The sequence below is a fragment of the Gimesia benthica genome, assembly GCF_009720525.1.
GTDB classification, from domain to species: Bacteria; Planctomycetota; Planctomycetia; order Planctomycetales; family Planctomycetaceae; genus Gimesia; species Gimesia benthica.
Genome location: NZ_CP043930.1, coordinates 7070315 through 7084575 on the forward strand (window position 1 = coordinate 7070315; position 14261 = coordinate 7084575).

General features: G+C 47.8%; 13 protein-coding genes. 8 read left to right on the plus strand and 5 right to left on the minus strand.

The genetic code is table 11. From position 1 onward, the window contains the following. Positions 1-6 precede the first annotated feature (6 nt). The 3 genes from F1728_RS27665 to F1728_RS27675 are packed head-to-tail and all read left to right on the plus strand — an operon-like array spanning position 7 to position 1815. Positions 7-762, plus strand: coding sequence for a cytochrome c3 family protein (locus tag F1728_RS27665; protein ID WP_145187164.1), 756 nt, complete (start codon positions 7-9; stop codon positions 760-762). Then, positions 734-1432, plus strand: coding sequence for a helix-turn-helix domain-containing protein (locus F1728_RS27670; protein WP_145187161.1), 699 nt, complete (start codon positions 734-736; stop codon positions 1430-1432). Before F1728_RS27665 ends, F1728_RS27670 begins: the two co-directional genes overlap by 29 nt. A 23-nt stretch (positions 1433-1455) precedes the next feature. Beyond that, on the plus strand, positions 1456-1815 hold the full coding sequence (locus F1728_RS27675; RefSeq protein ID WP_145187158.1) for a hypothetical protein: 360 nt from the start codon (positions 1456-1458) through the stop codon (positions 1813-1815). Between the two features lie 191 nt (positions 1816-2006). On the opposite strand, the gene F1728_RS27680 is transcribed toward F1728_RS27675, so the two are convergent. Then, positions 2007-3065: a GNAT family N-acetyltransferase gene (locus tag F1728_RS27680; protein ID WP_155366738.1), complete on the minus strand. Its 1059-nt coding sequence runs from the start codon at positions 3063-3065 to the stop codon at positions 2007-2009. Positions 3066-3335: 270 nt separating this feature from the next. On the opposite strand from F1728_RS27680, the gene F1728_RS32785 reads away from it, so the two are divergent. Further along, positions 3336-3689, plus strand: coding sequence for a recombinase family protein (locus tag F1728_RS32785; RefSeq protein ID WP_145187152.1), 354 nt, complete (start codon positions 3336-3338; stop codon positions 3687-3689). 33 nt (positions 3690-3722) lie between these two features. On the opposite strand, the gene F1728_RS27690 is transcribed toward F1728_RS32785, so the two are convergent. From F1728_RS27690 to F1728_RS27705, 4 genes are all read right to left on the minus strand, one after another. Continuing rightward, a complete protein-coding gene (locus F1728_RS27690; RefSeq protein ID WP_145187149.1) occupies positions 3723-4823 on the minus strand; it encodes a hypothetical protein in 1101 nt (366 codons plus the stop codon). Further along, positions 4820-5074 carry a hypothetical protein gene (locus F1728_RS27695; protein WP_145187146.1) on the minus strand — a complete coding sequence of 85 codons (255 nt, stop codon included), beginning with the start codon at positions 5072-5074 and terminating at the stop codon, positions 4820-4822. Before F1728_RS27695 ends, F1728_RS27690 begins: the two co-directional genes overlap by 4 nt. Positions 5075-5087: 13 nt before the next feature. Then, entirely contained in the window at positions 5088-5276 is a 189-nt protein-coding gene (locus F1728_RS27700; RefSeq protein ID WP_145187143.1) for a hypothetical protein, read from the minus strand. 87 nt (positions 5277-5363) lie between these two features. Then, positions 5364-5747: a hypothetical protein gene (locus F1728_RS27705; RefSeq protein WP_145187140.1), complete on the minus strand. Its 384-nt coding sequence runs from the start codon at positions 5745-5747 to the stop codon at positions 5364-5366. A gap of 402 nt (positions 5748-6149) precedes the next feature. Between F1728_RS27705 and F1728_RS27710 the strand changes: the two genes are divergently transcribed. The 4 genes from F1728_RS27710 (at position 6150) to F1728_RS27725 (ending at position 14221) form a co-directional block, all read left to right on the plus strand. Beyond that, positions 6150-6725 carry an RNA polymerase sigma factor gene (locus tag F1728_RS27710; protein ID WP_197996664.1) on the plus strand — a complete coding sequence of 192 codons (576 nt, stop codon included), beginning with the start codon at positions 6150-6152 and terminating at the stop codon, positions 6723-6725. Position 6726: 1 nt separating this feature from the next. Then, complete coding sequence (locus tag F1728_RS27715) at positions 6727-7584, plus strand: zf-HC2 domain-containing protein (protein ID WP_145187138.1); 858 nt, start codon at positions 6727-6729, stop codon at positions 7582-7584. A gap of 170 nt (positions 7585-7754) precedes the next feature. Beyond that, positions 7755-10163: an efflux RND transporter periplasmic adaptor subunit gene (locus F1728_RS27720; RefSeq protein ID WP_145187135.1), complete on the plus strand. Its 2409-nt coding sequence runs from the start codon at positions 7755-7757 to the stop codon at positions 10161-10163. A 44-nt stretch (positions 10164-10207) separates the two neighbouring features. Beyond that, positions 10208-14221, plus strand: a complete 4014-nt coding sequence (locus F1728_RS27725; protein ID WP_390644271.1) for an efflux RND transporter permease subunit — start codon at positions 10208-10210, stop codon at positions 14219-14221. The last annotated feature ends 40 nt before the right edge of the window (positions 14222-14261 follow it).

Consider the following 14261-nt stretch of genomic DNA (forward strand, 5'->3'; position numbering starts at 1 on the left):
TGACACATGAAAAGCAAATGGATCTACATTGTTGCAAGCATTTTGTTCGTCGTTCTGTGGATCATGACGTCGAGCGAATCTGCGCTGAAACAACCCGCAACCTGGCAACGCTTGGCCGAACCCGGCCAATTGTCGGCCGCTCATGCGCATTTGGAAAACAATTGCGCCGCATGCCACACATCGGTCACCGGCATCGAGACGTCGAAATGCATCGTCTGCCATGCCAACAACGAGTCTCTTTTGCAACGGCAACCGACGTCGTTCCATGGCAGTATCAGTAGCTGCAAAGAGTGCCACTTGGAACATCAAGGCCGAGGAAAACGTGCGACAAGTATGGACCACGTGATGCTGGCCAAGATAGGTATGCGCCAATTGAAGGATGATGATGTAAACAACAAATTGCTGACTTGGTCGAAGTTATGGGTGCCACCGCACGCCAACATAACGCCAGACGAAGTGGCCCTCAATTGTGCCACCTGCCACTCAAACGATGACCGCCATTTCCAACTCTTCGGCCAAGACTGTGCTCAATGCCACGCTACGGACAAGTGGATGATTGCCGAATTCCGACACCCATCCCCCAATTCAATGGACTGCGCGCAATGTCACCAGGCACCGCCCAGTCACTACATGATGCACTTCAAAATGATTTCAGCCCGCGTTGCTGGTCGGCCACACGCTCGTGTTGATCAATGTTTCCAGTGCCACCAGACAACATCTTGGAACGACATCCTTGGGGCTGGCTGGTACAAACACCATTAGCATCGTAATGGTTTATCGGCAAGGAAGGCAAAATCAAATGAATCATACATTCGACCGAGATCCATCAACCAAAATGGTTACCGAGATAACCGCTCGAAGAGAAGAAGCGCTATCGCATAATGAGAAACCTGACAACCAAGGAAAATTAACAGAACGGCATCATGATCGGCTGAAGTGTATCGTGCCGGTTCATACACTGAGCGGTGTTATTCTGGGAATTTTGATTTTGCATCCCGTGACAATGGTCATCTATTGTTTCGAATTTCATCCGGAACTTACGGATGTCCGCAAGCGACTGAAAGGTTCGCCTCAGAAAGTAAGACGCGCAGAAATTCTGCTGAAGGCAGATGTGCGGGGACCAAACTGGACAGACAAGAAGATTGCTGAAGCGTTTTCATGTCGCGTTCAGACCATTGAAAATCTCCGCAAACGGCTCGTCGTCGATGGATTTGAGATTGCCTTAAATGGCAAGACTCGGGAGTCACCACCGAGACAGAAAGTTCTTGTCGGCAAACAGGAAGCGCGGGTGATTGCCATGCGTCTGGGGAAACCGTCAAAAGGATATGTAAACTGGTCGCTTCGGCTGCTGGCAGAACGGGTAGTGGAACTGGGACTGGTCGAATCGATCAGTCACGAAACAATTCGTCAAACGCTTAAAAAAACGGTATAACACAGCGCAAAATTCAGTACTGGGTGATTTCACCAGAAGCCGACGCCGAATTTATTGCGTCGATGGAAGAGGTTCTAGACACCTATGAAGCCCTTTACAACAGTGAATATCCCGTGCTGTGCATGGATGAGCAACCCGTTCAGCTTCGCAAAGAAGTTCGCCAGCCCATACCGGCAACCAGAAAACAGGCACGTCGAGTCGACTATGAATATGAGCGGTGTGGAACCGCCAGCGTATTCCTGTTTACGGAACCTCTGTCGGGTTGGCGTGAAGTCCGTGTCCGCGATCACAGGACCAAAGCCGACTGGGCGATTGAAATGGAACGGCTGCTGACAACGCGCTACCGTTCTACCAGAAAAGTGTCGTCATCTGCGACAATTTGAACACGCACACCAAGGGGGCATTTTATGAAGCATTCCCCGCAGAGAAGGCGCGGTCGCTGGTGCAGCACGATGATATAACGATCGTGCTGGCTGCTCTGGATAGCCACACCTCGAGCTACCGATAAAACTGATGTGGTATCAGTGGCATGGTCTCGGTTACCCGTTGATAGACCGTTTATTTTCTGAGACAGTTACAGCAGTTCGGCGTTTGTCAGGTGCCAGCAATTGGAGTCGTGCAGGACTTCCATTTGAAAGTCTTTAAACTGGGGATTGTCATGCACAAAGACCTGGGTCGACGACTTACGTTGAAAGAACCCGAATCGCGAAAGCATGTTTGCGATTTCTTTTCGACCAAAATAATTCATGACGATCGTTTCCATTCTGATCTGACGGCAGTGCTGGATGAAAGCCACCAGTAACTGTTGGAATGATTTCTGGTCGCGATAGAAAAAGTCCTGAATTCCCGCTGCATGGTCACCATTTCGGCCGGTTTCCCCAATCACATAAACCAGATAGCCCAGTAGCTCCTGCTCACGGTTCTCCAAAGTCATGATCTGGAAGCGAGTCGACGGCTCATGACAAAAACGCCATTCCAGAAATTCGCGCGTGCGCTCGACCATGATAAGATTGTGAGCATGCTTTTCAAAAAGTCGATGAAACCGTTCATCAATCGGTGCGTCATTATTTACTTTAAGACGATGCGACTTGAATGTTCTGGATTCGAGAGAGTAGAGATTAAGTGCCAGATCAATGAGTACTGTCGCTCCTTTTCTGACAAATCTGTTCGAGATTTTATTCTTAAGCTTGTATTCACTGCGCAGCGGTTTGACCCAATGCTGGAAGGTGCCGATTTGTTTGTAGCGACATCGTTTAAAGACCGCCGCCGCAGTTTCCGTCATGCCATACACAAAGTGAAAGTCCGTTTCGGGCAGGTGAGAGATTAAGGCGCGTTGCAGTTTGAGCGCTGCCTGAGCCGATGTGTGTGCTTCATCGATGTTGATTGCTTCAGCCTGACCGACTACAAAGGACTGGCCGCCATAGTTCATGCGCCTTCGCAACAGGCCAGTAGAACCAATAAGTTTACCGACTGATTCTTCCCGGGCCAGCCAGCAGAGGTTTTCACCAAATGGATTCTGCCGTTGAGACCAGTTAAACCACTGGGGGTCGTTTTTCTGAAAATTCCGATTGATCAAGGAAATCAGTTCTTTCTGATCGTCACTCGGTTTGGCCTGGGTGATAGAGTAGCCCATGTTATTTCAGCTCGTTTCTGGAAATGAAAAGTGCAATTATTCCTTAGACAGTCGTTGGTGAAGTCTAGGTCTCGGGGACATAAAGTCAAATTAGCTCTGATCAAGATGATTTCTGGTCTAGTTTGCATACTATTTCTCTCTTTGAAGTTGGCTTTCAATTTAGACGGTAGAAATCAACTGGAACATGGGGTCAAACAGGAGCACATCTTCTGTGACAAACTCTCGGGCACTAAAACTGATCGACCGTTTTTATTGCTTTGACAAGTAAATTTGCGAAGTGGAAATACTCTCCTTGTTTGGAAGCTAGGCTGTCTGAGACGACCACTACGTTATCTCGCAACTATGATCGAAGAGCTGAAGGAACGAGAAATCGGATTTCGTTCGATTATTGTCGGTATCATCGATACAACAACACCTTCAGGAGAACTGATCTTTCACGTCTTCTCTGCTCTCGATCAATTCGAGCAGCGACTTATACAAGAGACAACTAAAACAGGCTTGGCTGCAGGGGATGACGATACCGCTACATCAAACGCCGCACAAGCGGTGACCGGAAACCAGCGAACCTGGAACGCGAACCGACACAAATTCCGATGCCCCAGAGCCCTTCTACTCGCATCTTAATTCGACCGGACACCTGATAATTGGTCGTTGCTATTAAAGTAACCGATTCAGGAACTGAGCGAGCGCCGGACTGTAGAGTGCCGCATCGTAATTTGATCGCGAATTCCACGCCGCTTCGCGCAATTTCGCAACCAGCGAACGGTCAGCAAGCGTCTGTGCGAGTTCGTCTGCCGTGTCGAACTCTAACAGGGGGTAATCCCTCAGGTAGCTCTTGATGGCACCATAACCCTGCCTCGGAATTGCCACGGGAACCCCCGCAGCCACGCTGGTGATTAATCGGTCGGGAATTGTCAGGTAGAAACGGTCGTCGCGTGCACATCCCTGAGTGTTATACGCGATCAGACTCGCATCAAATTCACCAATTTTGTCGATCAATTCTCGCATCGGAAGTGGTGAGAAATGGCGGCGATGCGGGTGACCATCATCCGTCTCGGGCGACCGGGCATGGTGTAAATCAATGCCCGTACCGAGGATGCTGTTCATTAACGGACGCACGTCGTCGGCCGTAGTGGCTGTGGGACTGCTCATGTCTGTTCGCCCGACGAAAATCAAACTCGGACTCGCCGCCGTGCGACGCAGTTCGCAAGTCGCCTGAAAGCTTCGAGGCCAGCAGGGAGGGATGACGACCGATGGTGGAAAGCCGGTGCGAAAGACTCGGCCACGCACATACCCCTCGGTCAGGTCCGACGGAAACACGATTCCATCCAGAAATCGGGCGGCCCTTCGCAGATAAAAGTCCTGCCGGAGAATTCCACCATGTGACAAGGCCAGAGGGTAACACAGCAGCAGTAATACCACTTTGACATCTGGACGGGCCTTTTTTATCGCCAGCAAATCAGGCAGTGGCAGTGTTCCCCAGTAGCCGATGACAATTTTTGATTGAGTTTCGTCAAGCGTGGACAGTACGGAATTCAGATATGCGGAGTCACTGGTTCCCCATATCTGATCTGTCAGTCGAGAAATTTTCGATCTCCAATTTCTCCGGTTCTTCGTGGCACTTTGGGAATCCGGTAGATTTCCAAAGCCGGCCACATGACCGTGCAGCATGGCCTGCAGGCTGTCGGTGTGTTCGCACTGCGAGTCGGTACCGAGTATTGTAACAATAGTTCGCAGTAGTGAAGAACAGCCGCTCATGAGATCACGCTGAGTTGATTTAGTGTGCGGAATACATAAACGCAGCCAAGCTCCCTTTGAATTAAAGGTTCGCCCTCCCTGTCGATTGCAATTTCTCCACCATTGCCTGCTCCTTCCATAGCCAATGCAAGATGGGTAGCAGTTTGATAGCGGGCTTCGCTCACACTAACGTTGTAGAACACGGTGGTGGCCCCGAACAACCAGCCCAGAATAAAGATTTCCAGCGCACCCACTATCATTTCCCAACGCATGATTTTCTCCCGCTCAGTCTTGCTGCTTGAGGTGTCCATCTTCACCGTGCCGGTGTCCGCGCATCATGAATAAATGGCACGAGAACATAAGAACAACAAAGACAAACATCGTCACACCTTCGCCGACGCCGAACAAAGTTAGAATTAAAATCAGCAAGAACGGCAGCACACAGCCTATCAGCATGTGGACAAAATGTTTCACAATACCTCCCCCTCGTCGGTCATTCTTGCTGAATCTTACAAGCGCAGCCGCGCTATAGGGGTGATTAAAATAGTACTTATGTCTCGGCTACTCTTTTTTCAACTTAGCGAGATATTCATCGAGATTGCTGAGCAGCTTACCTTTGCAGCCATCGCAGCAAATCCATACTGGCTGACCGTTAGCATCGACTTTTTGAGGTGGTCCCATCACACCGAGCATCTTACCTGAGACAGGACAAACATGCTGTTTCTCTGCTGAAGCTGCGTCTTCAGTAGACAATTTCGAAAGTGCGACGTTCATTTTTTCCATGTCAGTTTGTCCGTTCATACCCTGGTGGCTGTGGTCGACGTGGCCATCGCTTGTAGAAGGAGAGCTTGAGTCAGTTGGTTGAGTACGATCAGAACCACAACCAAATAGGAAAATTGAAATAAATATGACTGACAAGAGACTAAAAGGAACCATGTATTTCATCAAAATCCTCGTATATCTAAGAAACAAAAACCACCATGTCCACATAACGACTTTGCAGCACCTTGTTTTAGATGCACAATCACTACAGTTTCTTCATGAAAATGAAATTCTTTTTCGAGATGATTTACGAATGGAATTTCTGTCAGATCAACGGACCTGACTTATCAGCAAAGATCGGAAGTCTCCTTAGCCTCATATTAATTTGACGAATAATATGAAACAGTACATCAATACTCGTAGTTGTTCTGAGCCAAATGGTATGCTACGCTGCTCTAGAGAAAATACATCTCATCATTAATGATCAGGCATTATCGTGAATTTGCTTAGAATCAGGGTAAGTCAAAGATGCAACCTTTTGTTTCATGCTCATTTTTTGAAATCCCATGAAGAAACTTACTTGCCGTGGCATCTAAAAACACAACAACATCGAAGTATGTTAGCGATGCGACTGAAATTGACGCTGGCCTATTAGAAAGATGTCGTTCAAAAAAACGTAGTGCACAACAGTGCCTCTACGAGTTGTGTCATCGGCAAGTTTACCGGCTCATGGTTCGCACCGTTGGATTACAAGATGCGGGAGATGTAACTCAACAAGTTTTTCTACAATTATTTCGTAAGATTGACCAGTTTGAATCTCAATCGAAGTTCGAAACTTGGCTTTATCGACTTGCCATAAATGAAGGACTTCAACACCTTAGAAAAGGACGTCGTTGGAATTTTCAAAATCTCTCACACGAACCGATGAGCCAACATAATCCCGAATTTGAACGTATAGATCATAAGGAACTATTGGAAGTAGCTCTGTCAAGAATCGAGCCAGAGTTACTTTCAATCTTCGTACTCCGTGAAGTTCAAGGTCTGTCATATCGCGAAATCGCTGAAGTCATGGAAATTCCAGAAGGAACCGTTGGATCACGGCTGAATCGCGCACGACGCGAATTACAGCAGCAACTTGCTGATCTGGGTTGGGAGCCGTAACATGAATTGTTCCGAAGTTCAAGAATTACTTTCCGCCTACTATGATGGCGAGTTAGCAGATGACCAAAGGGACCGCGTGTCGGCACACATCGGCACTTGCACAAAATGTGCAGGAGAACTTACTGGGTTCGAAAAACTCTCGCGAATGGCCAGCGTTCTCAGCGAGCCTGTGCCAACTCAACAAATTTGGAGTCAAATCAATCAGAAATTAGACGAGCAGTCTATCTGCGAAAATCCCATTCTCAAACCAGTTCATAATGATCATCGGCTTTCGTTCTCGGTTCCTAAGTTGTTTGTTTTGGCAGCAACAATCCTCACTGCTGTTGGAATCAGCTGGTTCACTTATCAGTCATGGTTTACTCATGGTAATCATGATCATTTCACAGTAGAGTTCGGTCATTATCTTGACGAATTTGTCCGCGATCCTGATGTGGCTCAACAGATTCTACTTGAGAAGTACGAGAACAAGCTCATTGACCCTAATCGAGCGGTCGAGCAAGTAGGCTACCGGCCATCCGTTGCCAACGGTCTGCCCGCCGAATATACCCTTGAATCAACTCATGTCATCAAGATGCCGTGTTGCACTTGTGTACAATCTATCTGTAAACGAAACGATGGCAGCAAATTGGCTATTTTTGAGCATGACGATAAAGAAACTAAAGAATGGTTCGGGGACAGGCCCAATATTTCAGTCTATTGTAAAGATAAGCAATGCTGTCTGGTTGAATTAGATAAACAAATCGCTGCCAGTTGGAAACAAGGGTCGCGTCACATCACATTGATTGGGGTACAGGACGTTGCTGAAGTCAACGAAATCATTTCATGGTTGAATGAGAAAAAACAGCCCGTTCTGAATTGATGAATCAAATTCGTATATTTCTTAAAAGACAAACAAAGAGAAACACAAACAGACTTGTGAATGTATAAGTTTCGATGGTCAAATCTCAAGCGAAAGAAAGCCTATATCTTATTGGCTATACTATGTTTGAACAGAAAATACCCGTTTGTCATGATGAATAAAGGCCGATTATGAATGATTCATTTCAAGGAAATTGGTGGAGTCGCATCTATGGCAAACATACTGGCAAGTTATGGATAGGGCAGGCAGCCGTTCTACTAATAATCGGCTTCAGCATTGCATGGTCAATGAAAGATAGTTCATCGACGGTCAATTCAGCCAAATCCAGTGAGACTCATACAGAGCACAAAAATGTGTCTCAAATCTGGACATGTTCGATGCACCCCCAGATTCGCCGTGATGGTCCAGGTAAGTGTCCTATCTGCGGTATGGAATTGGTGCCTGTCACGACATCAGCAGGCGGCATACGGACGATTAAAATCAGCCCCACTGCGCGGAAGTTGATGAGAATCGAGACTACACCTGTCGAGCGACGTTATGTTACAGCAGAAATACGTATGGTCGGAAAAGTCGAATATGACGAAACAAAACTCTCATATATCACGGCATGGGTTTCCGGCCGCCTCGACCGGCTGTATGTCGATTTTACTGGTATCGAAGTCAAGAAAGGTGATCATCTAGTCTACATTTATAGCGAAGAGTTATATGCTGCTCAAGAGGAGTTAATTCAGGCATTAAAATACCAACGTGATCGCACTTCCTCTTCCACAAAACTCGTACAACCAATTGATCTTGTCGCATCCGCACGTGAAAAACTACGGCTTCTTGGCTTGTCAGCTTCACAGATCAAAGACATTGAACAGCGTGGTGCCCCGACTGATCATATCACCATTTTCTCGCCGATTGGCGGCGTCATAATCGAAAAGCTGCGGCAAGAAGGAGACCGCGTGCGCACTGGAGATCGAATCTATACTGTTGCTGACTTGAATCAGGTGTGGGTTAAACTCGATGCCTATGAATCTGATTTGGTTTGGCTCCACTACGGGCAAAAAGTGGAATTCACAACTGAAGCATACCCAGGCGAGACTTTTACGGGCCGCATTGCGTTTATTGACCCTGTATTAAACAAGGATACCCGAACCGTCAAAGTACGAGTCAATGTGCCTAACAAGGATGGCAAGCTCAAACCAGAAATGTTTGTACGTGCCGTAGTACGTTCACAACTCGCTTCGGGAGGACGCGTGATAGATGAAGATCTTACGGGTAAGTGGATTAGTCCTATGCATCCTGAAATTGTCAAGGACGAACCTGGAAACTGCGATATCTGTGGCATGCCATTAGTTCGGGCCGAGACATTAGGTGACGTTATGGGCAATCCTGAAAACAAACCGAAACCACTTGTCATTCCAGTATCGGCTGCACTCCTCACTGGTACACGAGCAATTGTATATGTTGAAATTCCTACTGCGAAAGAACCTACATTTGAAGGCCGTGAAATTGTGTTAGGCCCGCGTGCAGGTGCGTACTACCTTGTAAGAAACGGACTAAAGGAAGGAGACCTTGTCGTCACCAACGGTAACTTTAAGCTAGACAGCGCTCTGCAAATTTCCGCCAAGCCGTCAATGATGACACCCGAAGGAGGTGGCGGCGGTGGCGGCGGCGGACATGATCATGGTGGCGCAAAGAGCGAGAAAAAAACGCAGCAGGGTGAAACAGCAGGCCAGCAAATGACGTTGCCTTCCCAGTTCCGTTCACAACTTGACGCAGTATTAAATGCGTTCAATAGTGTCACAACGGCTGTTGAAGAAGCCGATTTGGCAAAAATCCGTGCAGCCTTTGATCAGTTGGGAGTGAAGTTGAGTCAAGTCAACAAAAAACAACTGACAGGCCATGTAGAAATGCTTTGGCGTGAATTTTCAATGTTACTATCAAATGACGTAGTTGAAGGACGTGATGTCGCGTCGTTGCAAGATTCTGATCGGATTTATCTTCAACTAAAACGACACATTCAGCGAGCTCGCGAGCAATTTGGTCTGACCCACAGCAACCATCAGCAAGCGATCATCAAGATCGACGTGCCTATCGAGTTTCAGAATCAATTGTTGCCATTGTTAGACACTTACTTTGCACTAGCGAATTCCCTGGCATCGGATAACGAAAAACTTGCATTGGCAACAGGTCCTAAGTTGCGTCAGGTACTCGGTACGATCCAAACATCGCATCTGAATGAGAAAGCATTAACAGTTTGGCAGAAAGAATTTGGCAATCTCAGCAAGATTACAGATCAAGTCATCGAGGCTAAAGACATTAAATCGATGAGAGAAGCGTTCACTTTACTTTCAGAAGAAATCTTGGTCGTTATAAAGACGTTTGAAGTAGGAAATAATCGGCCTCTCTACGAACTGCATTGTCCGATGGCATTCAAGGGGCGTGGAGCGATTTGGCTCCAGAATAATGACCAGATCAGAAATCCCTATTTCGGAGCCACAATGCTCAAGTGTGCGGATCGAGTCAACTTGATTTCGTTCGACAAGGAAAAACAGGGAGCTCACACCAACCATAAGGGACATAGTCACTAAAAACCGTAGGGCATCCCTGTCCATGAATGTCAACAGGAAAAATGATGGTAACTGATTCCGAAAATCCCAATCTAGTACCTGAGCCGCATTCTTTGCTCGACAAGACTATCTGGTTCTGCCTGAATAATAAACTGGTTGTCTTGTTGATGGTGATTGTAATCCTCGTCTGGGGCGCGATGGTGGCTCCATTCGATTGGGACTTGGGTAGCCTACCACGCGATCCAGTGCCGGTAGATGCAATTCCTGACATTGGCGAGAACCAGCAAATCGTTTTCACGCAGTGGATGGGGCGTTCACCTCAAGATGTCGAAGACCAAATTGGGTATCCGCTCACAGTTGCCTTGCTCGGCCTCCCCGAGGTCAAGACGATCCGTAGTTACTCGATGTTTGGTTTCTCCACGATCTATGTGATCTTCAACGAAAAAGCCGAGTTCTATTGGTCTCGTACGCGAGTACTGGAGAAGCTCAACAGTTTACCCACAGGGACGCTCCCTGAAGGCGTTCAACCAACACTAGGACCTGACGCAACCGCCCTCGGTCAGATTTTTTGGTATACGCTCGAAGGATACGATCCGGATGGAAACGTTGTAGGAGGCTGGGACCTGCACGAGTTGAGAACCACACAAGATTGGTATGTTCGTTACGCACTGAATTCAGCGGAAGGTATCAGTGAAGTCGCTTCGATTGGTGGATTTGTCCAGGAATATCAAATTGACGTTGACCCCGACGCCATGCGAGCAAATAAAGTAAGCCTGGGAGAAGTATTTAATGCCGTTCGTATGACGAACGTAGATGTCGGCGCACGTACGATCGAGTTGAATAAAGCGGAATACGTCGTTCGTGGCTTGGGTTTTATTAAGCAAGTTGAAGACCTTGAAAAAACGGTTCTCAAAGTTCATGACAACGTCCCCATCACGATCAAGGACGTTGCGAAAGTGACTTTGGGGCCCGCGCTTCGGCGTGGTGCGCTCGATAAAGAAGGTGCAGAAGTTGTTGGCGGCGTATGCGTTGTCCGCTATGGTTACAACCCTCTAGCGGCGATCAAGAACGTCAAGAGAATGATCGGCGAGGTATCACCGGGGCTGCCAACTAAGGTATTGATCGACTTCAAGAAAACAACGCGAAAGGAGATCACACAGTACGCAAAGGCACATGGCTTCGATGCCTATGAAAACGATTTACTTAACAACAGCGCATGGGTTCAGCATTTACGATCCTTGGACCGCAACAAGCGACCCGAGTGGGCTACGATCAGTCAGATCACTGTTGTCCCTTTCTATGACCGCACTGGATTGATCTATGAGACGCTTGGGACACTGAATACTGCGCTCACTGAAGAAATTCTAGTAACAATCATCGTCATTCTGATCAGCGTCATGCACCTGCGAAGTTCTGTGTTAATCAGTGCTCTGTTACCACTCGCCGTGCTGATGTGTTTCATCGGGATGAAAACCTTCGGCGTAGACGCGAATATTGTAGCGCTTTCTGGTATTGCCATCGCCATCGGCACAATGGTCGATATGGGGATTATTCTCTGTGAGAATATTCTCAAACATCTGGAAGAAGCTGATCCAGACGAAGACCGATTGAAAGTCATTTTTAATGCGTCGCGCGAAGTGGCAGGCGCAGTGTTGACGGCTGTCTCCACGACCATTATCAGCTTCTTGCCGGTATTTACGATGATCGGTGCTGAAGGCAAACTATTCAAACCATTGGCGTTTACCAAGACTTTTGCTTTGATTGCATCAGTCATTGTAGCCTTAACGATTATTCCACCAGTCGCTCACGTATTGTTTACGGGGCGCTTACGTTCTGAAGCACTCAGGCGGTATCTCCACTGGAGTGTGATCATAGTTGGTATGGTTACCCTTCTGCTCGCTATTCTAGCCGCTATGCCTATGAGTTCAGACAGCTCGATAACTTACTTTTCTATTCCGTGGTGGGTCGGAGCTATTGTAATGGCATTAGGCACGTACAAACTGCTGGAATCCCGGATACCTAAAAGTCTGCATCAGTTTGGTCCCTGGTCCGCGAATGGCGTTGCTGTGGTAGTGGTGGGGCTGATTTTGACCGATCACTGGCTTCCGTTAGGACCGGACAAGGGTTTTGTTCGGAACCTGATATTCGTTGTCCTGTTGATTGGTGGTTTGCTGGCGTTCTTCCAAATCTTTCAGCGATTCATCTACGAACCGCTGCTGCGCTGGTGTCTAAGAAACAAGGCACTCTTTCTAATGATCCCCATTGTGATACTGATGCTTGGAAGCTGCGTCTGGTTGGGATTTGATCGTGTTTTCGGGTTTTTCCCCGCGCCGATTCGTAACTCGACTCCTTGGAAAGCGGTCGCCAATACATTGCCAGGGCTAGGCAAAGAATTTATGCCCCCTCTAGACGAAGGATCGTTCCTTTACATGCCAACCACGATGCCGCATGCATCAATCGGCGAGGCAATGGACGTGCTTCAACTTCAAGACCGCCTGTTGATTTCGATCCCGGAAGTAGAATCTGTTGTCGGCAAGGTAGGCCGTGTGGACAGTCCGCTTGATCCCGCCCCCATCTCGATGATCGAAACAGTCATCACATACAAGTCTGAATATGTAACGAATAAGGAAGGGCATCGTCTTAAGTTCCGTTATGATGATACCAAGAGCGATTTCATTCGGGACGAAAAAGGGAATCTTATTGAAGACCCCAACGGACGAGCATTCCGTCAATGGCGTGACCACATTCGCTCTCCCAACGATATCTGGAAGGAGATCACCGCTGCGGCAGATTTGCCAGGCACAACATCTGCACCGAAGTTGCAGCCGATAGCTGCGCGAATTGTGATGCTGCAGAGTGGTATGAGAGCGCCGATGGGTCTCAAGGTGAAAGGCCCTGATTTGGAAACCATCGAGCGTGTGGCGCTGGACATCGAACAACTTCTGAAAAAAGTACCCTCTGTAGAGGCATCAGCTGTAATTGCAGATCGAATTGTTGGCAAACCATACCTGGAAATCGATATCGACCGCGATGCTATAAAACGATATGGTTTGCACATCCGCACTGTACAGGATGTGATTGAAGTTGCCATCGGTGGGCAGAAAATCACGACGACAGTGGAGGGCCGCGAACGTTACCCAGTGAGAGTACGTTACGCACGTGAGCTACGCGACGAGATCGAGACACTTGACCGTATACTCGTACCTACACCGGCAGGACAGCAAATTCCACTCGAACAACTCGCCAAAATTCGTTACACGCGCGGTCCGCAGACCATCAAGAGCGAAGACACGTTTTTGTTAGGCTATGTGTTGTTCGACATGAAGCCTGGTAATGCCGAGGTCGATGTAGTTGAAGAATGCCAACGCTACTTAAAACAAAAGATTGATGATGGTACATTGGTTCTTCCGCCGGGAGTCAGTTACGCTTTTGCGGGTAGCTATGAAAATCAAATTCGCTCGCAAAAAACACTGATGGTCGTTTTGCCTTTAGCTCTGTTTGTCATCTTTTTGATCTTGTATTTTCAATTTCGCTCGGTCATCACCACTTCACTTGTATTCAGCGGTATCATGATTGCCTGGTCTGGCGGATTTATCATGCTTTGGCTGTATGGCCAATCATGGTTTTTAGATTTCAATCTATTCGACACCAATATGCGGACTCTGTTCCAAGTTCACCAAATCAATCTAAGCGTCGCAGTCTGGGTCGGCTTCTTGGCATTATTTGGGATTGCGTCCGACGATGGCGTGGTAATCACATCCTATCTCGATCAAAGTTTTCGAAAACGACGCATCAGCTCCGTCAAAGAAGCGCGTGATGCAACTCTCGCAGCTGGCGTGCGTCGCGTCCGACCATGCTTGATGACAACCGCGACAACGATCCTGGCCTTGATCCCTGTGCTTACATCCACGGGCCGTGGCTCTGACATTATGGTTCCGATGGCGATACCCAGCTTTGGTGGCATGCTGATCGAAGTCATGACGATGCTGGTCGTGCCCGTGCTCTATTGCAGTGTGATGGAATGGAAACTTAAGCTGGGAATCGAAGACCCGCGTTTTGAGGAAGATGCAAAAGCGTAACCTTCGACGAAGCTGTTTAAAACAGCAATTGCTTATCAGT

Bases quoted from the DNA above. Each gene is read 5' to 3' on its own strand.
- F1728_RS27695 (WP_145187146.1), bottom strand. From the start codon at position 5,074: ATGCGTTGGGAAATGATAGTGGGTGCGCTGGAAATCTTTATTCTGGGC.
- F1728_RS27665 (WP_145187164.1), top strand. From the start codon at position 7: ATGAAAAGCAAATGGATCTACATTGTTGCAAGCATTTTGTTCGTCGTT.
- F1728_RS27720 (WP_145187135.1), top strand. From the start codon at position 7,755: ATGAATGATTCATTTCAAGGAAATTGGTGGAGTCGCATCTATGGCAAA.
- F1728_RS27715 (WP_145187138.1), top strand. From the start codon at position 6,727: ATGAATTGTTCCGAAGTTCAAGAATTACTTTCCGCCTACTATGATGGC.
- F1728_RS27705 (WP_145187140.1), bottom strand. From the start codon at position 5,747: ATGAAATACATGGTTCCTTTTAGTCTCTTGTCAGTCATATTTATTTCA.
- F1728_RS27680 (WP_155366738.1), bottom strand. From the start codon at position 3,065: ATGGGCTACTCTATCACCCAGGCCAAACCGAGTGACGATCAGAAAGAA.
- F1728_RS27690 (WP_145187149.1), bottom strand. From the start codon at position 4,823: ATGAGCGGCTGTTCTTCACTACTGCGAACTATTGTTACAATACTCGGT.
- F1728_RS27725 (WP_390644271.1), top strand. From the start codon at position 10,208: ATGGTAACTGATTCCGAAAATCCCAATCTAGTACCTGAGCCGCATTCT.